Raw genomic sequence first — 18752 nt, 5'->3', positions numbered from 1 at the left:
ATCGTCGTCGCCCGCACCGACCGGTCCGGTGACCTGGCCCTGACCGGCGACGACCCGGCCGGGCTGACGGTGGTCGCGCGGGGCGACCCCCGTCCGGCGCCCGGCCGGCGGGGCCGGTCAGCCCAGGTTCGCCAGCGCCTCGCGGACCGCGGCGGACGTCGACGGCACGGTCGCCGTCGGGCCGACCTCGCCGGAGACGGCGTCGAGGGTCTTGAGGCCGTCGCCGGTGATCATGAGGACGGTCTCGGCGTCGGGGTCGAGCGCCCCGGCCTCGAGCAGCTTCTTGGTGGTCGCGATGGTGACCCCGCCCGCGGTCTCGGCGAACACACCCTCGGTGCGGGCCAGGAGCCGGATGCCGGCGACGACCTCCTCGTCGGAGACGTGGCCGACCGAGCCGCCGGTGCGGCGCACCGAGTCGAGGACGTACGGGCCGTCGGCCGGGTTTCCGATCGCCAGCGAGCGCGCGATGGTGTCCGGCTTCTGCGGCTGGATCACGTCGTGGCCGGCCTCGAAGGCCCGCGCGACCGGCGAGCAGCCGGTGGCCTGGGCACCGAACACGGTGTACGGGGTGGGCTCGACCAGACCCAGGGTGCCGAGCTCGGTGAACCCCTTGTCGATCTTGGTGAGCTGGGAGCCGGACGCGACCGGGACGACGACCTGCTGCGGGAGCCGCCAGCCGAGCTGCTCGGCGACCTCGTAGCCCAGGGTCTTCGAGCCCTCGGCGTAGTACGGCCGGACGTTGACGTTCACGAACGCCCAGTCCTCGTGCTCGGCGGCCAGCTCGGTGGCGAGCCGGTTGACGTCGTCGTAGTTGCCGTCGACGGCGAGCAGGGTGCCGCCGTAGACGGCGGTGGTGACGATCTTCGCCTGCTCCAGCGAGGACGGGATCAGCACGACCGAGTCCCAGCCGGCGCGGGCGGCCGCGGCGGCGACGGCGTTGGCCAGGTTGCCCGTCGAGGGGCAGCACAGCACCGAGAAGCCGAGCTCACGAGCGGCGGCGAGGGCGACGGCGACGACGCGGTCCTTGAACGAGTGCGTCGGGTTGCCCGTGTCGTCCTTGATCCAGATCTTGCGGACGCCGAGCGCGCGGGCCAGGTTGTCGGCCTCGATCAGCCGGGTCAGGCCGGGCTCGGTGTTCGCGTGCTGCTCGACGGTCGACGGGACCGGCAGCAGGTCCTTGTAGCGCCAGATCGACTTCGGCCCCGCCTCGATGGAGGCGCGGGTGACCTTCGGGAACTCGTAGGCGACCTCGAGGGGGCCGAAACAGCGCGGACACGCGAACTCCGCGGCGAGCGGGATCTCGTGGCGGCACTCGCGGCACGCGAGAGCGCGCGCGGAGCCGAGGTCGTAGGCGGAGGTGGTTTCGGGCGCAGCAGTGAGAGTCACGAGATCTCCTCATCTGTCCCGCCGGACGTGGCGGGCCGGAATTGGCACCGTGTTCGTCGACGTCCTCACCACGCGGGATGCGCAGGTCTGGGCGGATCGTCGTGCGACGCCGGTTGCCGGGGCTTCAACGGGCCGTTCCCTCTGCCCCTCTGGATGAGCCATATGCGGTTGTGGTGCTCCGGACGCCGGGCGCCGGAATCGACGACGACCGTACGCGAGCGGGGCACCCCACCGCCAGACGACGTCCTCCGGTCGGGACGCGGCTCACCCGTTGTCGGGGGTGTGGGCCACCATGGGGGTGTGAGCAGCACGAGCGAACCGGGCCCGCTGCAGCTGGTCGTCGGGGACGAGGAGTTCCTGGCCGAGCGGGCGGTGTCCGACCTGGTCCGGCGCGCCCGGCAGCGCGATCCGGAGACCGAGTTGCGCCGCTTCCGCACCTCCGAGGTGGCACCCGGCGAGCTCGCCGGGCACCTCAGCCCCTCGCTCTTCGCGGAGGGCAGGGTGATTGTGCTCACCCACGGTCAGGACGCGAACAAGGACATGACCGCCGCCATCGCCGACTACGTGAAGGACCCGGCCGACGGGATCGTGCTCGTGGTCCAGCACGCCGGGGGAGCGAAGGGCAAGGCGGTCCTGGACCTGATGCGCAAGGCCGGGGCGCACACGGTCACCTGCAACCGCATCACCCGCGCCGACGAGCGGTCGGACTTCGTGCGTGACGAGGTCCGCCGCCACGGCGGCACGATCACGCCCGGGGCGCTCGCGGTGCTGGTCGAGGCGGTCGGGTCGGACCTGCGGGAGCTGGCGGCCGCGGCCGGGCAGCTCGTCGCGGACACCGGTGGTGCCGTGGACGAGGCCGGGGTGCGGCGCTACCACCGCGGCCGGGCCGAGTCCTCGGGCTTCGCGGTGGCCGACGCGGCGGTCGCGGGGGACCGGCGGGCGGCGATGGAGGCGCTGCGGTGGGCGCTGGTGCTCGGTGTCCCGCACGTGCTGATCGCCGACGCGCTCGCGGACTCGGTGCGCACACTGGCCAAGGTCGGCTCGGCCGGGCGGGGCGACCCGAACCGGCTGGCCGGGGAGCTGGGCATGCCGCCCTGGAAGATCCGGAAGGCGCAGCAGACGGTCCGGCAGTGGCGCCCGGAGCAGCTCGCCGTCGCGATCGCGGCGACGGCGCGGGTGAACGCCGACGTCAAGGGTGTCGCCGCGGACGCCGGGTACGCGTTGGAGCGGGCCGTGCTGGCCGTCGTCTCCGCGCGCACCCCGCGCTGACCCGGCCGGACCCCGGAGCGCACCGACGGCGCGACCCCGGGCGGGCCCGGAAACATGACGACGGCGCCGCCCGGGTGGGGCGGCGCCGTCGTCGGAAGAACCGGGGTGGCTCAGGCCTGGACGTCGTTGAGACGCTTGGCCAGGGCCGACTTGCGGTTCGCCGCCTGGTTCCGGTGGATGACGCCCTTGCCGGCCGCCTTGTCGAGGGCCTTGGCCGCCTTGCGCTGCAGCTCCACGACGTTGTCGGCGCCGGAGTCGGCGGCCTCGCGGAAGTGGCGGATCGCGGTCTTGACCGACGACTTCACCGACTTGTTGCGCTGCCGGCGCTTCTCGTTGGTCTTGACTCGCTTGATCTGCGACTTGATGTTGGCCACGTCTGCCTCTGGTCTTCCTGCCTGCTGGTCGGCTGGTGAGTGTTCTCGTCCGGGTCCGCTCCGGCGGCACCGAACAGCATCACTGGAGAGAGGGTCCAGGCCGTTTCGGGCGAGCACGCCGAGCGCTCGACGCACAAGGTTACCAGCGGCGTCGTCGCGCCCTGTGCCGGGTCACCAGACGCGGTAGGGCAGGAACTTCCCGTTCAGCGTGATCACGGCCCGGTCGCCCTTCGGGTCGGGCACCCGCGCGAGGTCGAGCTCGAAGTCGATCGCGGACACGATGCCGTCGCCGAACTCCTCGCGGACGAGCTCGGAGATCGTCGTCCCGTAGACCTGCACCATCTCCGAGAGGCGGTAGACCAGCGGGTCGGTGAGGTCCACCGCGGCCGCGCCGCGGACCGGCGGGAGGGTGAGGGCGTCGACGACGTCGGCGTCGAGGTCCAGCAGGTTCCCGGCGGCCTCGGCCTGCTCGCGGGTCATCGTCTGCTGGCCCAGCAGGGCCGAGGTGGACCATTCGAGGGACGCGCCGACGGCCTCGGCGACCGCGTCCCAGCGCAGGCCGAGCCGCTTCTTCTGGGCCAGCACGATGCGGGCGGCGCCGAGCCGGTCGAGCGGGGTGAGGGGGCTGACGAACACGGTGATCCTCCTGCGTCGGGCGGCGTGGGGCGGACCCGATCGTGCGCGCCCCGGGCCGGGGGCGGCAACGCCGGGAGCCCGCGCGTGAACGGCGTGTGACGACCTGCGGTGCCACCACGGCGGTCGCCCGGCCCGACATGGGACGATGGGTCCCAGTGCCCCGAGCCCCGAGTGCCCTGAGCACCCGAAGTGCCCGAAGCCCCACGCATGAGCGAAAGCCGAGTACAGCCGAGTGACGACGTACGCCGACCGCACGTTCACCCCGCCGGAGCGCATCCGGAACTTCTGCATCATCGCCCACATCGACCACGGGAAGTCGACCCTGGCCGACCGGATGCTGCAGGTCACCGGGGTGCTCAGCGCGCGTGACGCCCGGGCCCAGTACCTGGACCGGATGGACATCGAGCGCGAGCGCGGCATCACGATCAAGGCGCAGAACGTGCGGCTGCCGTGGACCGCGAAGAACGCCGACGGTGTCGAGACCGAGCACGTGCTGCACCTGATCGACACCCCGGGCCACGTCGACTTCACCTACGAGGTGTCCCGGGCGCTCGAGGCGTGCGAGGGCGCGATCCTGCTGGTCGACGCCGCGCAGGGGATCGAGGCCCAGACCCTGGCCAACCTGTACCTGGCCATGGAGAAGGACCTGCACATCATCCCGGTCCTCAACAAGATCGACCTGCCGGCGGCGGACCCGGAGCGCTACGCCGCGGAGATCGCGCACATCACCGGCTGCGAGCCGGAGGACGTGCTGCGCTGCAGCGCCAAGACCGGTGAGGGTGTGGAGGCGGTGCTCGACGCCGTCATCGCGCAGGTCCCCGCCCCGGTCGGCGACGCCGACGCCCCCGCCCGGGCGATGATCTTCGACTCGGTCTACGACACCTACCGCGGCGTCGTCACCTACATCCGGGTCGTCGACGGGAAGCTCTCGCCTCGCGAGAAGATCAAGATGATGTCCACCGGTGCCGAGCACGAGCTGCTCGAGATCGGGATCGTCTCCCCGGAGCCCAAACCGTCCGACGGCCTCGGCGTCGGCGAGGTCGGCTACCTCATCACCGGGGTGAAGGACGTCCGCCAGTCCAAGGTCGGCGACACCGTCACCAGCAAGCGCAACGGTGCGACGGACGCGCTGACGGGCTACCGCGAGCCGCAGCCGATGGTCTACTCCGGGCTCTACCCGATCGACGGGTCGCAGTATCCCGACCTGCGTGAGGCGCTGGACAAGCTGCAGCTCAACGACGCCGCGCTCACCTACGAGCCGGAGACCTCGGCCGCGCTGGGCTTCGGCTTCCGCTGCGGCTTCCTCGGCCTGCTGCACCTGGAGATCACCCGCGAGCGGCTCGAGCGCGAGTTCGACCTCGACCTGATCTCCACCGCGCCCAACGTCGTCTACCAGGTCACCACCGACGACGGCGAGGAGATCGAGGTGACCAACCCCAGCGACTGGCCGGTGGGCAAGGTCGCCGAGGTCCGCGAGCCGATCACCAAGATCACCATCCTGGCGCCGTCGGAGTTCGTCGGCACGATCATGGAGCTGTGCCAGAGCCGGCGCGGCCAGCTCGGCGGGATGGACTACCTGTCCGAGACCCGCGTCGAGCTGCGCTACACGATGCCGCTCGGCGAGATCATCTTCGACTTCTTCGACAACCTGAAGTCCCGCACGCGCGGCTACGCCAGCCTCGACTACGAGGAGGCCGGCGAGCAGGTGGCCGACCTGGTCAAGGTCGACATCCTGCTGCAGGGCGAGGCCGTCGACGCGTTCTCCGCGATCGTGCACAAGGAGTCGGCGTACTCCTACGGCACCTCGATGGCGACCAAGCTGCGCGAGCTCATCCCGCGCCAGCAGTTCGAGGTGCCGATCCAGGCCGCCGTCGGCGCCCGGATCATCGCCCGCGAGACGATCCGCGCGATCCGTAAGGACGTCCTCGCCAAGTGCTACGGCGGCGACATTTCCCGCAAGCGCAAGCTGCTGGAGAAGCAGAAGGAGGGCAAGAAGCGGATGAAGACGATCGGCCGCGTCGACGTCCCGCAGGAGGCCTTCGTCGCCGCGCTGTCCACCGGCGGCGGGACGGCCACCGAGAAGCCCAAGAAGTAGCCCCCGGGCGCGAAGCGGGCCCGACTCCCAGCTGGGGGTCGGGCCCGAGGTGTACGTGGTGGGGGCGGGGGAGCGCGGGGGGCGGTCTACATGACCGAGCCCGCCCGGGGGCCGGGGATCGGCCCGTCGCACGGCGCGGGCCGGGCGGCGGGGGCACGGCGCGGCGACAGGATGCGCTGCACCCGCTGGCAGACGGACTCGACGACCGTCCGTCCCTCGGCCGACAGGTGCACCAGCACACGGCGCCGGTCGAGCGGGTCGGCCGACCGGTAGGCCAGCTTCTTCTCGACGAGGCGGTCCACGATCCGGGTGGCCGTGGGGGCGGGCAGCGACGTGTGTCCCGCGACCTCGCCCATGCTGCGGCCGGTGCCGCGGGCGAGCATCAACAGGACCCGCCAGCCGTCACGGCTGACGTCCGTCGAGGACGGGTTGGTGGACAGGGCTGTGGCCACGGCGTGGTCGACCCGGTCCAGGAACTCGACGACACCCGCGGCTCCAGGCGTCGGGGCAGCCATGGTGGCAGTCCCCGACGCCCGTCGACTGAAAGGCTCGGTCACGATGACGCACTGTACTTGCCGAACGGGCGAAATCCGACCCTGTCCTGGGCAAACGTCCCCCGAGCGCCGGGCGGTCGTCACGCAGCGATGACGGACAGGCCGACGACCAGCGATTTCGTAGACCGCTTGACGTCCACCAACGACATCACGACTGCATCACACCCGGATCACGTAACGCCCTAGCGGGTCAGGACGATCTTCCCCGCCGTGCGCCCCGCGGACATCGCCTCGAACGCCTCCTTCGCGGACTCCATCGGCAGTTCGGTCCCGATCTCCGGCGCGATCCCGGCCGTCGCCACGAAGTTCATGAGATCCGCGAGCTCCTGCCGCGTCCCCATGGTCGAGCCGACCACCTCGAGCTGGAGGAAGAACAGCCGCTGCAGGTCCGCGGGCGGGTTCGGGCCCGAGGTGGAGCCGCAGATGACGATGCGGCCACCGGGGCGCAGCGCCCGCATGGAGTGCTTCCAGGTGGCCTCGCCGACCGACTCCATGACGGCGTCGACCTTGCCCGGCAGCTTCGCCCCGGACTCGAACGTGGCGTGCGCGCCGAGCCGCTCGGCCAGCGCGCGCTTCTCCTCGTCGCGGCCGGTGACCCACACCTGGAAGCCCGCGGCGCGGCCCAGCTGGACCAGCGCCGTCGAGACGCCGCCGGAGGCGCCCTGGACGAGCACCGTCTGGCCCGGCTGCAGGCCCGACTTGGTGAACAGCATCCGGTACGCGGTCAGCCAGGCGGTGCCCAGGACGGCGCCCTGGGCGGGCGTGAGGCCCTTCGGGGCGGGGACCGCGTTGCGCGCCGGGACGATCACCTTGTCGGCCATCGTGCCCTGGTGGCGCTCGGTGAGCAGGGTGCGCTTCGGGTCGAGTGTCTCGTCGCCGCGCCAGTCCGGGTCGCCGATGATCGGGTAGAGGACGACCTCGGTGCCGTCGTCGAGGGTCCCGGCGCCGTCGCAGCCGAGGATCATCGGGAACTGGTCGGGCTTGATGCCGACCCCGCGCAGCGTCCACAGGTCGTGCATGTTGAGGCTGGCGGCGGAGACGTTGACGGAGACCCAGCCGTCGGGGACCTCCGGGTCGGGCCGCTCGCCCACGACGAGGGAGTCGAGGGGAGCGTCGGCGTTGGGCTCCTGCGCGTAGACAGCGAACATGGCCCCGAACCTAATGCCTGGGCCCGGGGACTACCGTGTGGAGTGTGCGCACGATCATCGACGGCTGGGACGCGTTCGAGCTGTGGCTCACCGGCCTGCCGTTCGTGGTGCAGGTCGTGTTCGTGACGGTGGTGGTCCTGCCCGCGTGCGCGCTGGTCGCGATCGGTGCCGACCGCGCCACCCGGCGCTTCGACACGCCCCGCGGGCGTCGCGGCGGCGGGGCCTGAGCGCTCAGACCGGCTGGGCCGCGAGTGCGGCCAGCGCCTCCGAGCAGCCCGCGTCGACGCGCAGGTCGGCGAGCTCGTCGCCCCGGGTCACCCCGCGGTTGACGATCACGACCGGCACCTCGGCCCGGTGCGCGGCCCGGACGAACCGCAGCCCCGACATGACGGTGAGCGAGGACCCGGCGACGAGCAGCGCGCCGTCCTCGGGGGTCAGCGCGGCCACCATCGCGTAGCAGCGCGCCACCCGGTCCTTCGGCACGTTCTCCCCGAAGAACACGACGTGCGGTTTGAGGACCCCGCCGCAGGACGCGCACGGCGCGATCCGGAAGCCGTCGGTGATCTCCACCGCGGCGTCGCCGTCGGGGGCCGTCTCGACCTGCGCGCTGTGCGCCTCGGTGAAGCCGGGGTTGAGCGCGGTGAGCCGGGCCTGCAGCGCGTCGCGCGGGGTGATCCGACGGCAGTCCAGGCAGACGACCTCGTCGATGCGCCCGTGCAGGTCGACCACGCCGCGGCTGCCGGCCACGGAGTGCAGGCCGTCGACGTTCTGCGTGATCAGCCCGTCGACGACGCCCGCCGCCCCCAGCGCGGCCAGCGCGCGGTGTCCGGGGTTGGGGTCGGCGCGGCGCATCCGGGCCCAGCCGACGTGGCTGCGCGCCCAGTACCGCCGCTGCGCGGGCTCCCCGGACACGAACTCGGAGTAGGTCATCGGGTTGCGCGGTCGCGAGCCCGGACCGCGGTAGTCCGGGATGCCGGAGTCGGTGGACAGCCCGGCCCCGGTGAGGACGACGAGGCGCCGCCCACCGAGCAGGTCCAGTGCCGCGCCCGGGTCGGTGCTGACGACGGGGACGCTCATGCCCTCCAGGGTAGGCGCGCCCGGCGGCTCCCCGCCCCTCGGCGGCCCGCTCCTCCGCCCCGCCGGCATACGCCGAGTGGCACGCCATGAACCCGTCGGGGGCCGGTCCCGGGGCCGTGGTGTGCCACTCGGCGGACCCCGGCGACCGGACCGGTTCGCGATCGCACACCGGGGACGCCGAACGGCCCCGCCCGGCGCGGTGTGCCCGGATCCTGCGTCGGTGGACGTGCCGGGGTGGCCCCTGATCTTCCGTGGCTCGGCCGCCGTCGGCGCGGGCCTCGTGACGGCGCGACGGCTGCAGGGCCCGGCGTTCGTCCGGGTGCTGCCCGACACCTGGGCCGCCCGGCACCTCGTCCCGCTCGGGCACGCCGACCGGTGCCGGGCGGTGTTCCGCTGGTCCGGCGGTCGCGGGGTGATCGCGGGATGGGCCGCGGCGGAGCTGTCCGGCGCCCCGTGCGCGCCGGTCGGGGCGCCGGTCGACGTGGTGCTCCCGGTCCGGGCCCGGACCCCGGCCGGGGTGCGCGTGCGCCGCGACCGGCTGCACCCCGGTGAGATCGGGTGGTGCGACGGGGTCCGGGTCACCACGCCGCTGCGGACCGCGTTCGACCTGGCCCGGGGCCGCGACGAGACCGACGCCGTCGTCGCGGTGGACGCGCTGGCGTTCCGGCACGGGTTCGCCCCGGACCTGCTGCTGAACTTCGCGGTCCGCTACGGGGGGCTGCGCGGGGTGGCCGGCGTTCCGGGCGTCCTGGGGCTCGCCGACCGGCGTGCCATGTCCCCGCCCGAGACCCGGCTGCGGTTGCTCCTGGTCCGGGCCGGCCTGCCGCGACCGGAGGTCCAGCACCCGGTGCTCGACGACGCCCGGCGTCGCGCGGTGTGGCTCGACCTCGCCTATCCCGCGGTGCGCGTCGGCATCGAGTACGAGGGCGCCGACCACACCGGCTCCGACCGGGTCCTGCGCGACGCCACGAGGGTGACCCGACTCGTCGACGCCGGGTGGCGGATCTACCGCTACACCCGGTTCGACCTGCGCGACGAGCCGGGGCGCATCGTCGCGGAGATCGGCCGGGCGCTGGACCACGCGCCGAGTGGTACGCCGTGAACCCGCCCGAGGGGGTCCGAGGTGCCTGGTGTGCCACTCGCCGGGCCGGCCCGGGCCGAGCCAGGTCGTTGCGAGCCGGGGCGGGCCAGGGCCGGGCCGGGGCGCGGGGCTCAGCCCTCCGGCACCCAGGACGGCGTCCGCTTCTCCCCGAAGGCCAGGATGCCCTCCTGCCCCTCCTCGGAGGCGAAGTACGAGGCGGACAGCGTGTTCATCGCGGCGAAGTCGTCGGTCATCGTCGCCGGGCGCTCGCGGCGCAGCATCGCCTTCGCCCCGGCCAGGGCACCGGGCGCACCGAGGCGCAGCATGCCGGTGTAGCGGGCCACCTCGTCGTCGAGGGTCTCCGCCGGGACGGCGCTGTTGATCAGCCCGACGGCCGCCGCGCGCCGCGCGTCGAAGGTCTCCCCGGTCAGGAAGAGCTCGTGCGCGGCGCGGGCGGACAGCCGGGGCAGCACGGTCACCGAGATGACCGCGGGCACGACCCCGATGCGGACCTCGGAGAAGGCGAAGGTGACCGGCTCGGCGGCGACGGCGATGTCGCACGCCGCCACGATCCCGACCCCACCGGCGCGGGCCGGGCCCGACAGCCGGGCGACGACCGGCTTGGGGGAGTCCCACAGCGTCGTCAGGATCCGCGGCACCTCGGTGACACCCTGCTGCTCGGCGCCCGCACCGCGGGACTCCTTGAGGTCCATGCCCGCGCAGAACACCGTGCCGGTGTGGGTCAGCACGATGACCCGCACCGCGTCGTCGGCGATCGCCGCGTCGAGGTGCGCGATCAGCTCCCGGCGCAGCTGCGCCGAGAGTGCGTTGCGGTTGCGCGGGGAGTCCAGGGTGATCGTCGCGATCCCGGCCTCGACGGCCAGGTGGACGAGCTCGGGGGAGTCGACGGTGTCTGCCACCCCCGCAGACTAGGACCTCAGGCCTTCGTCCAGGTGCTGGTGATCGACACCCCGGCCAGGGCGAACAGCTGCGACACCGGGCAGCGGCGCTCGGTCTCCCGGGCCAGCTGCGCGACCTGCTCGTCGGTGCCGTCGGTGGTGATCACGGCGTCGACCCGCAGGTTCTGGAAGGTGGTCTCGCCGTCGCGGTGGGTACCGGTGGTCATCGTCGTCGGGTTGAAGTCGGCGGCGACGTCGAAGCGCACGTGCTCGATCGTGATGCCGAGCTCCTTCGCGACGATCGAGCTGGTGACCTGGTTGCACGACGACAGCGACGCGAGCGTGTAGGCGAGCGGGCTGGGGTGCTCGTCCTTGCCGCCGAAGGCGGGGTAGGCGTCGGTCTCGATGACGTAGCCGGCGCCGTCGACCGCGACGGTCTGCGCGACGCCGGTGCCCTGACCGCTGACGGCGAAGGTGACGAGAGGCATGGGTGATCTCCTGTACGAGGGGCTGCGGGGGGACGGGTCAGGAGCGGGGACAGAGGGCCCCGGCCGTCCGGCCCAGGTCGATGTGCAGCCTCCGCACGAGCGCGATCACGCGATCAGTGAACCGCACCGAACGGTTGTGCGCGACGTGACGGAGCCGACCGAACCGGCGACGCCCGCGGTCCGATGGGCGCGGTGGCGCCGGTCGCCGGGAGGGGGCTACGCTCGAAACGGAGTTGGCTCCGTTTATGAGAGGACATGCCGTGAAGATCGGACTGCACATCGCGGACTTCACCTACCCGGCCGGGCCGGCGGGTCTGGCCGACGACCTGTCCCGGATCGCCGTCGCGGCCGAGGAGCAGGGCTTCTCCCGGGTGAGCGTCATGGACCACCTCTGGCAGATCCGGCCGGTCGGGCCGGTCGAGACCGACATGCTCGAGGCGTACACCGTGCTCGGCTACCTGGCCGCCCGCACCGAGAAGGTCGACCTGCTGGCCTGGGTGACCGCGGTGACCTACCGCGACCCCGGCCTGCTGGTGAAGGCCGTGACCACCCTGGACGTGCTGTCGAAGGGTCGCGCGATGCTGGGCATCGGCGCCGCCTGGAACGACGAGGAGGCCACCGGGCTCGGCCTGTTCTTCCCGCCGACCGCGGAGCGGTTCGAGCGGCTGGAGGAGACGCTGCGCATCGCCCGTCAGATGTGGAGCGACGACGACGGCCCCTTCGAGGGCACCCACTACCGGCTCGGCGCCACGATGAACACGCCGCAGCCGCTGCGCAGGCCGTACCCGCCGATCCTGATCGGCGGCGGCGGGGAGCGGAAGACGCTGCGCCTGGTCGCGCAGTACGCCGACGCGTGCAACCTGTTCGGCGGCCCCGAGCTGGAGCGCAAGCTGGACGTGCTGCGTACCCGCTGCGAGGAGGTCGGGCGCGACTACGACGAGATCGAGAAGACGGTCATGGCGCGGCTCGACCCGGCCGACCCGAAGGCCGTGGTCGAGGAGCTGCGCGGCTACGCGGCACTCGGCGTGCAGCACGTGCACACCTGGGTGCCGGACATGGCGGCGATCGAGCCGCTGCGGGTGTTCGGGTCGGAGATCATCCCGGCGGCCGCCGAGCTCTGACCCGCGCGGTCAGCTGCCGGGTTGGCGGGGCATCGTCCGCAGGATCGCGACCTGTTGGTCCAGCTCGGCCGCGATCAGCTCGGCGTGCAGGGCGGCGGAGGCGCCGTCGTGCGCGGCGAGCGCGCGGTGCCGTCGCACCAGGTCGTCGATCGAGTCCAGCAGCCGGTCCACGGTCGAGCGGCCGGCCTGGGGTGCCGGGAGCTCCACGGGTGCGGGAGCCTCGGGCAGGGGGTGAATCAGCTCTGCGGTCATGCGACGTTCTCCGTTGAACGTGTCGGGATCGGGGCGTGTCATGCGCAGTCGTTCCTGGTCTCTCGAACTCCGTTGTACCCGCTTCAACGCGCTTTTACTGCGCGTAGAACAGGGGTGCGACGCAGGACACGGTGACCGGGTGCACCTACGCGGTGACCGGTCGTGATCATGGCCCGTCACGGGGCCGCCGATGCGGTCGGCGGGCGAACGGAGGGTGGTCGGCGCGGCAGCCGTGGAAACGGCGGGTGACGGGACGGTGGCGGTTCGTCGCGACGTCTGTACCCGAACGGGTGACCCCGCCTAGCGTCCGGACCATGATCATTCGACCGGATGCGCGGTCCGGGACGCGTGCCCTGATCGTCGGGGCACTCGTCGCCGTGCTGGCCGCCCTCGGCCTCGCCCTGCCCGCCGCGGCCGCCGCCGCACCCGCCCCGGCCGTGCCGGCCGCCGTCGCCGCTCCCGTCGCCCCGGCCGCCGTGCCGGGGGAGCAGGAGTCCGGGCTGCCGGTGCGGGCGCTGTCGTCGCTGCCGTCGCAGGCCACCGACACCTACCGGCTGATCCGCTCCGGCGGGCCGTACCCGTACAGCCAGGACGGGACGACCTTCCAGAACCGGGAGGGGATCCTGCCCGCGAAGTCCTCGGGCTACTACGAGGAGTTCACCGTGAAGACCCCCGGCGCGAGCACCCGCGGTGCCCGGCGGATCGTCACCGGATCGGGCGGGGAGTACTACTACACGGCCGACCACTACGCCTCGTTCGTCGTGGTAGACGTCTCGAGGTGAGCACCCTTCCCCGTGAGAGCGCCGGAACCGCCCCCGCCGTCGACGCGGCCCGGGGGCGGGCCGGTGGCTCCGGTCTCGTCGCCGTCGTCGACGGGGTCGCGGACCGCGACGCGGTCCTGTCCGCCCTCGGTCGGGCGCTGAGCTTCCCCGAGTACTACGGCCACAACCTCGACGCGCTGGCGGACTGCCTGGGCGACCTGTCCTGGCTGCCCGCCGGACCGGTCGAGCTCGTCGTCGCCGACGGTCCGCTCGCCGCGGCCGACCCCGGCACCCACGCGACGGTCCTGGAGATCCTCGCCGAGGCCGTCGCCACGACGACGGGGACCGACCGGCCGCTGCACGTCACCCTGGCCGGTCCGTCCGCCTGACGACCGCGCCGCCACCGGTCCCGCGCCCGTGGACGGGGTGCGGAATCCCGGGGGCCCGGTGCGGCGTTGAGGCCGGTGGACCGACCGTGGCGGGTGGCCACGGCGAGGGAGGCGACCTACCGTGGCATCCATGGGTCTCCGGCTGGTGAGGCGCAGGCACGTGGACCTGTGCCGCCTGCGGTGGGCGCCGTGAGGGGTCGTCCCCTCCGCCCGCCGACCCAGGAGCGCCCCGATGTCCCGTAGTCCGCACGCCCCGTCCGTCGTGATCGTCGGCGCCGGCCCCCGAGGGGCCGGCGTGCTGGAACGCATGGTCGCGAGTGCGCCCGAGCTGCTGTCCGACGCCCTCGCCGGCCCCGGCGTCGACGTCCACCTCGTCGACCCGTTCCCGGCCGGGGCGGGTCGCATCTGGCGGCACGCGCAGTCCCCGCTGCTCGCGATGAACTCGATGGCCGCCGACGTCACGATGTGGACCGACTCCTCGGTCGTCTGCGACGGCCCGGTGGCACCCGGCCCGTCGTTCTGGGACTGGGCGCAGGACCTGCGCGAGCACGGCGACCCGCGGGCCGAGCTCTGCCCGGAGCTCGCCGAGGAGCTGGCGCAGGTCACGGCGTCGACGTTCCCGTCGCGGCGGCTGCAGAGCCACTACCTGGCCGCGGTGCTGCGCGAGGTCGTCGGCCGGGCGCCGGCCGGGATGCGGGTGCACGTGCACCGCACCACCGCCGAGGCCCTCGACGAGGCCGACGGCAGGCAGGTCGTGACCCTCGCCGACGGCACCGTCCTGCGCGGCGACGCCGTCGTGCTCGCCTCGGGGCACCTCGACGCCACTCCCACCGACGACGAGATCGCGCTCGCCGCCCGCGCCGACGAGCTCGGCCTGCGCTACCTGCCCCCGGAGCAGACCTCCGACTCCGACCTCTCGGTGATCGCGCCGGGCGAGACGGTGCTGGCCCGTGGGCTGGGGCTGGCGTTCGTCGACCTCGTGGTGCTGCTGTTCGAGGGGCGCGGCGGGCGCTTCGTCGCCGACCCGGACGACGCCGACCCGGGCCGGCTGCGCTACGAGCCGTGCGGGCGGGAGCCGGTGCTCGTCGGCGGGTCCCCGCGCGGCGCGACCTACCACTCCAAGACCCACTACCAGCTGCGGGCCGGGCGTCCGCCGCTGCCGCGGTTCCTCGGCCCCGACGTGACCGACGACCTCATCGCCTCCGGCGGCCCGGTCGACGTCGCCACCCGGGTGTGGCCGCTGATGGCCAAGGAGATCGGCTGGGGCTGGTACCACGAGCTGTTCGTCGGCCACCCCGACCGCGTCCGCGCCGGGTGGGACGAGTTCGCCGGGCGCTTCGCCGCCGTCGCGCACGGCTCGCCCGAGGAGGCGGCGCTGATCGCCGAGCTGGTGCCCGACCCGCTCGACCGGCTCGACCTGACCGCGCTGGACCGCCCGCTCGACGGCGTGCACGCCCCGGACCTCGACGCCCTGCAACCCCTGGTGCGCGAGCGCATCGCCGAGGACCTGCGCCAGCACGTCGACGAGCGGCACACCCCGCACCTCGGCGCGTTCGTCGCGATGCTGTCGGTCTACACCGAGACCACCCGCCTGGCCGGGTCCGGGGTGCTCTCGCCGCGCTCGCGGGCGCGGGACATGCCGTGGTGGCAGTCGTTCTTCAACTCGGTCGCCTCCGGCCCGCCCGGCTTCCGGGTCCGCCAGATGCTCGCCCTGTCCCGTGCCGGGTACCTGCGGTTCCTCGGCGCCGGGATGAGCGTCGACGTCGACGCCGACGGCTTCCACGCCACCAGCACCACCCTGGCCGGGGCCGAGCCGGTGACGACCCGGGTCCTGGTCGATGCCCGGCTGCCCGACCCGAGCGTCTCGCGCACGGTGGACGGGCTGCTGGGCGGTCTGCTCGCCCGCGGCGAGGCCGTCGAGGAGGTCCTGTACGACGACGACGGCGCCCCGCTGCGCAACACCGGCCTGCTGTCGGTCCGTCCGGCCGACGGCGCGCTGCACACCGCGGACGGCGGGGTGCACGAGCGACGGTTCGCGGTCGGGCCGCACACGACGGTCAAGGTCGCCGGGGCGTTCACCCGGCCCGGGATGAACGCGCAGAGCCTGCGCTACAACGACGCCGTCGCCCGCGCCGTGCTGGGCGCACTGCCCGGCGCCGCGTCCCGCGCCGTCCCGGCGGCCTGAGCCGTCCCGCCCGGCGCGCCCGGGCGGGACGGGGTCCTCACACGGTGAGCCCGGAGAACAGCAGGACCGCCAGCCCGAGACCGACGGCCAGGTTGACCCCGGTCGCCGCGGCGAACACCGCGATCGGGCGCCATCCGGCCTCCCGCAGCGGCGCCACCCGGAACTCCAGCCCGATCGACACGAACGCCAGGATCAGGAACATCGTCCGGAAGGCGTTCACGTCGCCGATCAGCGGCTTCGCGACGTCGGACCCGGCGGTCGCGACGAACACCGTCGCGATCACCGAGGCGGCGAGGAACCCGAGCACGAACTTCGGGAAGCGCTCCCAGAACTCGCGCAGCCCCGGCCTGCCCGCCGACCCGCTGCGCTCCACCTTCAGCGTGAACCAGGCCGTCAGCGCCACCGCGACGACGCCCAGCAGCGCGTTCTGCGTGGTCTTGACGATGGTCGCGATCTGCAGCGCCTCCTCCCCGACGATGGCCCCGGCCGCGCTGACCGCGGCGGTGGTGTCGATGTTGCCGCCGATCCACGCCCCGGCGACGGCCGGGGAGAGGCCCAGTGCCCCGACCGCGGCGGGCAGCAGGAAGATCGACGGCAGCGCGAAGATGATGACCAGGCTGGCCGTGTAGGCGAGCTGTTCCTTCCGGGCCTGCACTGCTCCGGCTGCGGCGATCGCCGCGCTGACCCCGCAGATGGAGACGGCCGAGGCGAGCAGGGCGCGCAGCCTGTCGTCGACCCCGGCCCGCCCGGCGAGCCACCAGGTGAAGCCGAAGACCACGGTGATCAGGACGACCGCCTGCACGACCGCGGGTCCGGCGGCGCGGACGATCACCGAGAAGTCGATCGAGGCGCCGAGCAGGACCAGGCCGGTCTTGATGAAGAACTCGGTGCGGAACCCACCCGACAGCCGCTCGCGCAGCCCGGTCAGGGTGAGGACGACGTTGCCGAGCAGCCCGAGGGCGATCGCGTAGACCGGGTACTCGACCGCGTCGGCGATCCCGGAGAACGCCGTGCCCTCGGCGGCGTCGGGGACGGTCTGTTCGAGGACGCGGACGAGCCCGCCCAGGACGAGGACGACCGCGACGCCGCCGAGCGCCCACGGGACGGGGGAGCGCGTGGGCGCCGCCGCCCCGGGCCCGGTGTCCGGCTCGGGGTGCGGCCCGGTCTGCGGTTCGGTCTGCTGCTCGGCCGGTCGCCCGGCGTCCGGCCCGGTCACGGGACCAGCCATCCCGGCCAGTGCCCGGACAGGACCAGGACGAGCAGGAGCAGGCCGACGACCGTCGCGGCCCAGTCCTCGTTCAGGGCGAGCCGGCGCTGCGCGGGGACGTCGTCGGGCTCGTACGGGGTGTCGGCGGGGGTGCTCACGGGCGTACCCGGGAGGTGGTGCGGGACATGGGAGTTCCTTCGGGACGGGTCGGTCAGGGGCGGGGGCGGGCCCGCGGACAGAACTCGTCGTAGGCGTGCGGCCGTCGCGACGGCCAGAACTCCTCGAGGCACCGGGTGAGGTGCCGGGCCGCGCGCGGAGACGTCGCGAGGCGACGGGGCATCCGGGCGGTCATGTGCCGATGGTGCGTGCCGGGGACGAAGGGGACAAGGTGTCGCCCACCGGGCGGACGACTGTCCGGACAGGCCGGTCCGGTGGCGGTGTCAGTCGCGGGCGCCGACCGGCTCGGGGATCCGCTCCGGCTCGGCGACGGCCGGGCGGCGGCGCGGCAGCAGGGCGACGGTCACGACGAGCGCGGCCGCCGTCGCCACCAGCACCCACGAGCCGGGGACGCCGAGCAGCGCGAGCGCCGAGGCGAGCAGCACCGCGGTCACGACCGGCTTGATGAGCCGGCCGGTGCCCCCGGAGGACAGCCGCGCGCCGAACCACACGCCGGGCAGGGCGCCGACGAGCAGCGCCGCGGCGAGACCGAACTGGACGTCGCCGAAGAACAGGTGCCCGACCGTCGCGGCGGCGACCAGCGGGATCGCCTGCACGATGTCGGTGCCGACCAGCCGCGACGGGTGCAGCTGCGGGTAGGCGAGCAGCAGCATCGCGATGATCAGCGACCCGGCGCCGACCGAGGTCATCCCGACCGCCAGCCCGCCGACGACGCCGATCAGCACCGTCCGCAGCGGACGGACGTCCACCGGCGCGTCGACGTCGACGGCGTTGCGGCTGCCGCGCCGGTCCATGACCTGCCGGAACAGCGTGGTCAGCACCGAGGCGACCAGCGCGATCCCGATGAACACCTTGAGCCGGTCCTCGACGCCGACGCCCTTCCCGATCATCCCGATGACCACCGCGCCGGCGAACCCGGCGGGGACGGCGCCGAGCACCAGCCACCCGGTGAGCCGCCAGTGCACGGTGCGCCGGCGGGCGTGCACCGCGGCGCCGACCGGCTTCATCACCAGCGAGGTCAGCAGGTCCGAGGAGATCGCGGTGAGCGGGTTGACCTTGAACACCAGGACGAGCAGCGGGGTCAGGAGCGCACCGCCGCCCATGCCGGTGAGGCCGACGAGGAAGCCGACGAGCAGGCCGGCGAGCGCGAGCGAGGGGTCGAACATGATCCTGCTTCCTGCGCACGCCGGGCGTGCGGGAGCGTCCGTGACCCGGGCGAGGGGTACGCGGTACGTGGTGGAGGTCGGTCGGGGGAGGTGCGTCAGCCCCGACGACAGAACTCGTCGAACGCGTCGAGCCGGCGCGACGGCCAGAACCGCTCGAGATGCGCGACGAGGTGCCAGGAGACCGCCGGGTCCGACTCCGAGCGGCCGGACGCGAGGGTCCGGTCGGCGGGGGCGGCGGTCGTGGTCACCCGTCCATGGTGGAACGGATCGAGGGGGTCGACAAGTCGTCGTCCGCTGGTCGGGACGACGGGAAACCTGTCCGGACACGTGGCCGTCGCGGGTCCCCGACCTGCGGGGACGCGCGGTGGCGGGTGCCGCGTCGGCGCGTCCGGGCGGTCCGGGTGACCCGGGCCACGACCGCCCGGTCCGGACACCCCCGCCCGGCACGACACCTCCGCCCGGCACGACACGGCCCCCGCACCCGGAG

At 73.7% G+C, this 18752-nt stretch carries 23 protein-coding genes and 1 riboswitch; of the genes, 8 read left to right on the top strand and 15 right to left on the bottom strand.

The window, feature by feature from the left end:
• Nucleotides 1-117: 117 nt before the first annotated feature.
• A complete protein-coding gene (gene thrC, locus DMP17_RS17565) occupies nt 118-1386 on the bottom strand; it encodes a threonine synthase (RefSeq protein WP_226365819.1) in 1269 nt (422 codons plus the stop codon).
• Nucleotides 1387-1392: 6 nt separating this feature from the next.
• Nucleotides 1393-1546: riboswitch (SAM riboswitch) on the bottom strand.
• 140 nt (nt 1547-1686) lie between these two features.
• Here thrC and holA point away from each other — a divergent pair.
• Nucleotides 1687-2655, top strand: coding sequence for a DNA polymerase III subunit delta (gene holA / locus DMP17_RS17560; RefSeq protein ID WP_179760589.1), 969 nt, complete (start codon nt 1687-1689; stop codon nt 2653-2655).
• A 110-nt stretch (nt 2656-2765) separates the two neighbouring features.
• On the opposite strand, the gene rpsT is transcribed toward holA, so the two are convergent.
• A complete protein-coding gene (rpsT, locus tag DMP17_RS17555; RefSeq protein ID WP_062401442.1) occupies nt 2766-3029 on the bottom strand; it encodes a 30S ribosomal protein S20 in 264 nt (87 codons plus the stop codon).
• A 171-nt stretch (nt 3030-3200) separates the two neighbouring features.
• A complete protein-coding gene (cynS, locus tag DMP17_RS17550; RefSeq protein ID WP_226365817.1) occupies nt 3201-3665 on the bottom strand; it encodes a cyanase in 465 nt (154 codons plus the stop codon).
• A 232-nt stretch (nt 3666-3897) separates the two neighbouring features.
• Here cynS and lepA point away from each other — a divergent pair, with 232 nt between their 5' ends.
• The gene (gene lepA, locus DMP17_RS17545) at nt 3898-5760 is read left to right on the top strand and encodes a translation elongation factor 4 (protein WP_226365816.1); all 1863 of its coding nucleotides are present in this window, start codon (nt 3898-3900) and stop codon (nt 5758-5760) included.
• A gap of 86 nt (nt 5761-5846) precedes the next feature.
• Here the strand turns inward: lepA and DMP17_RS17540 are convergent, their stop codons facing one another.
• Both DMP17_RS17540 and DMP17_RS17535 read right to left on the bottom strand, forming a co-directional pair.
• A complete protein-coding gene (locus tag DMP17_RS17540; RefSeq protein ID WP_062401445.1) occupies nt 5847-6275 on the bottom strand; it encodes a MarR family winged helix-turn-helix transcriptional regulator in 429 nt (142 codons plus the stop codon).
• Between the two features lie 221 nt (nt 6276-6496).
• Nucleotides 6497-7462, bottom strand: coding sequence for a zinc-binding dehydrogenase (locus tag DMP17_RS17535; protein WP_337830101.1), 966 nt, complete (start codon nt 7460-7462; stop codon nt 6497-6499).
• A gap of 44 nt (nt 7463-7506) precedes the next feature.
• Here DMP17_RS17535 and DMP17_RS17530 point away from each other — a divergent pair, with 44 nt between their 5' ends.
• Nucleotides 7507-7689 (top strand): hypothetical protein, encoded by a 183-nt coding sequence (locus DMP17_RS17530; RefSeq protein ID WP_337826363.1) that lies wholly within the window; start codon nt 7507-7509, stop codon nt 7687-7689.
• A 4-nt stretch (nt 7690-7693) separates the two neighbouring features.
• Here the strand turns inward: DMP17_RS17530 and DMP17_RS17525 are convergent, their stop codons facing one another.
• On the bottom strand, nt 7694-8539 hold the full coding sequence (locus tag DMP17_RS17525) for an NAD-dependent protein deacetylase (RefSeq protein WP_337830100.1): 846 nt from the start codon (nt 8537-8539) through the stop codon (nt 7694-7696).
• 220 nt (nt 8540-8759) lie between these two features.
• Here DMP17_RS17525 and DMP17_RS17520 point away from each other — a divergent pair, with 220 nt between their 5' ends.
• The gene (locus DMP17_RS17520) at nt 8760-9641 is read left to right on the top strand and encodes an endonuclease domain-containing protein (protein WP_337830099.1); all 882 of its coding nucleotides are present in this window, start codon (nt 8760-8762) and stop codon (nt 9639-9641) included.
• A 110-nt stretch (nt 9642-9751) separates the two neighbouring features.
• Here the strand turns inward: DMP17_RS17520 and DMP17_RS17515 are convergent, their stop codons facing one another.
• Genes DMP17_RS17515 through DMP17_RS46420 form a run of 3 tightly spaced genes read right to left on the bottom strand, consistent with a single transcriptional unit; the run spans nt 9752 to nt 11287 of the window.
• Complete coding sequence (locus DMP17_RS17515) at nt 9752-10540, bottom strand: enoyl-CoA hydratase-related protein (protein WP_337830098.1); 789 nt, start codon at nt 10538-10540, stop codon at nt 9752-9754.
• A 17-nt stretch (nt 10541-10557) separates the two neighbouring features.
• Nucleotides 10558-11007, bottom strand: coding sequence for an OsmC family protein (locus DMP17_RS17510; RefSeq protein ID WP_073578011.1), 450 nt, complete (start codon nt 11005-11007; stop codon nt 10558-10560).
• A 37-nt stretch (nt 11008-11044) separates the two neighbouring features.
• Complete coding sequence (locus DMP17_RS46420) at nt 11045-11287, bottom strand: putative leader peptide (protein WP_374203841.1); 243 nt, start codon at nt 11285-11287, stop codon at nt 11045-11047.
• Here DMP17_RS46420 and DMP17_RS17505 point away from each other — a divergent pair.
• Nucleotides 11268-12128, top strand: coding sequence for an LLM class F420-dependent oxidoreductase (locus tag DMP17_RS17505; protein ID WP_226365813.1), 861 nt, complete (start codon nt 11268-11270; stop codon nt 12126-12128). The genes DMP17_RS46420 and DMP17_RS17505 overlap by 20 nt on opposite strands.
• A gap of 9 nt (nt 12129-12137) precedes the next feature.
• Here the strand turns inward: DMP17_RS17505 and DMP17_RS17500 are convergent, their stop codons facing one another.
• Nucleotides 12138-12380, bottom strand: a complete 243-nt coding sequence (locus tag DMP17_RS17500; RefSeq protein ID WP_145983293.1) for a hypothetical protein — start codon at nt 12378-12380, stop codon at nt 12138-12140.
• Nucleotides 12381-12694: 314 nt separating this feature from the next.
• On the opposite strand from DMP17_RS17500, the gene DMP17_RS17495 reads away from it, so the two are divergent.
• The 3 genes from DMP17_RS17495 to DMP17_RS17485 all read left to right on the top strand — a co-directional run bounded on the left by DMP17_RS17495 (nt 12695) and on the right by DMP17_RS17485 (nt 15715).
• A complete protein-coding gene (locus tag DMP17_RS17495) occupies nt 12695-13162 on the top strand; it encodes a ribonuclease domain-containing protein (RefSeq protein WP_226365812.1) in 468 nt (155 codons plus the stop codon).
• Complete coding sequence (locus tag DMP17_RS17490) at nt 13159-13530, top strand: barstar family protein (protein WP_337830097.1); 372 nt, start codon at nt 13159-13161, stop codon at nt 13528-13530. Before DMP17_RS17495 ends, DMP17_RS17490 begins: the two co-directional genes overlap by 4 nt.
• A 232-nt stretch (nt 13531-13762) precedes the next feature.
• The gene (locus DMP17_RS17485; RefSeq protein WP_337830096.1) at nt 13763-15715 is read left to right on the top strand and encodes an FAD/NAD(P)-binding protein; all 1953 of its coding nucleotides are present in this window, start codon (nt 13763-13765) and stop codon (nt 15713-15715) included.
• Nucleotides 15716-15752: 37 nt separating this feature from the next.
• On the opposite strand, the gene DMP17_RS17480 is transcribed toward DMP17_RS17485, so the two are convergent.
• The 5 genes from DMP17_RS17480 to DMP17_RS17460 all read right to left on the bottom strand — a co-directional run bounded on the left by DMP17_RS17480 (nt 15753) and on the right by DMP17_RS17460 (nt 18513).
• Nucleotides 15753-16931, bottom strand: coding sequence for a YeiH family protein (locus DMP17_RS17480; protein ID WP_337830095.1), 1179 nt, complete (start codon nt 16929-16931; stop codon nt 15753-15755).
• Nucleotides 16928-17080: a hypothetical protein gene (locus DMP17_RS17475; RefSeq protein ID WP_337830094.1), complete on the bottom strand. Its 153-nt coding sequence runs from the start codon at nt 17078-17080 to the stop codon at nt 16928-16930. The genes DMP17_RS17480 and DMP17_RS17475 overlap by 4 nt, the downstream gene beginning before the upstream one ends.
• A 53-nt stretch (nt 17081-17133) precedes the next feature.
• Entirely contained in the window at nt 17134-17274 is a 141-nt protein-coding gene (locus tag DMP17_RS17470; protein ID WP_226355991.1) for a hypothetical protein, read from the bottom strand.
• 88 nt (nt 17275-17362) lie between these two features.
• Nucleotides 17363-18265: a sulfite exporter TauE/SafE family protein gene (locus DMP17_RS17465; protein ID WP_337830093.1), complete on the bottom strand. Its 903-nt coding sequence runs from the start codon at nt 18263-18265 to the stop codon at nt 17363-17365.
• Between the two features lie 95 nt (nt 18266-18360).
• Entirely contained in the window at nt 18361-18513 is a 153-nt protein-coding gene (locus DMP17_RS17460; protein WP_226365807.1) for a hypothetical protein, read from the bottom strand.
• Nucleotides 18514-18752 lie beyond the last annotated feature (239 nt).

Source organism: Pseudonocardia sp. TMWB2A (assembly GCF_017312135.1).
Note: the sequence above shows the minus strand (reverse complement) of the source record. Positions and strands in the feature narration are given on the sequence as shown.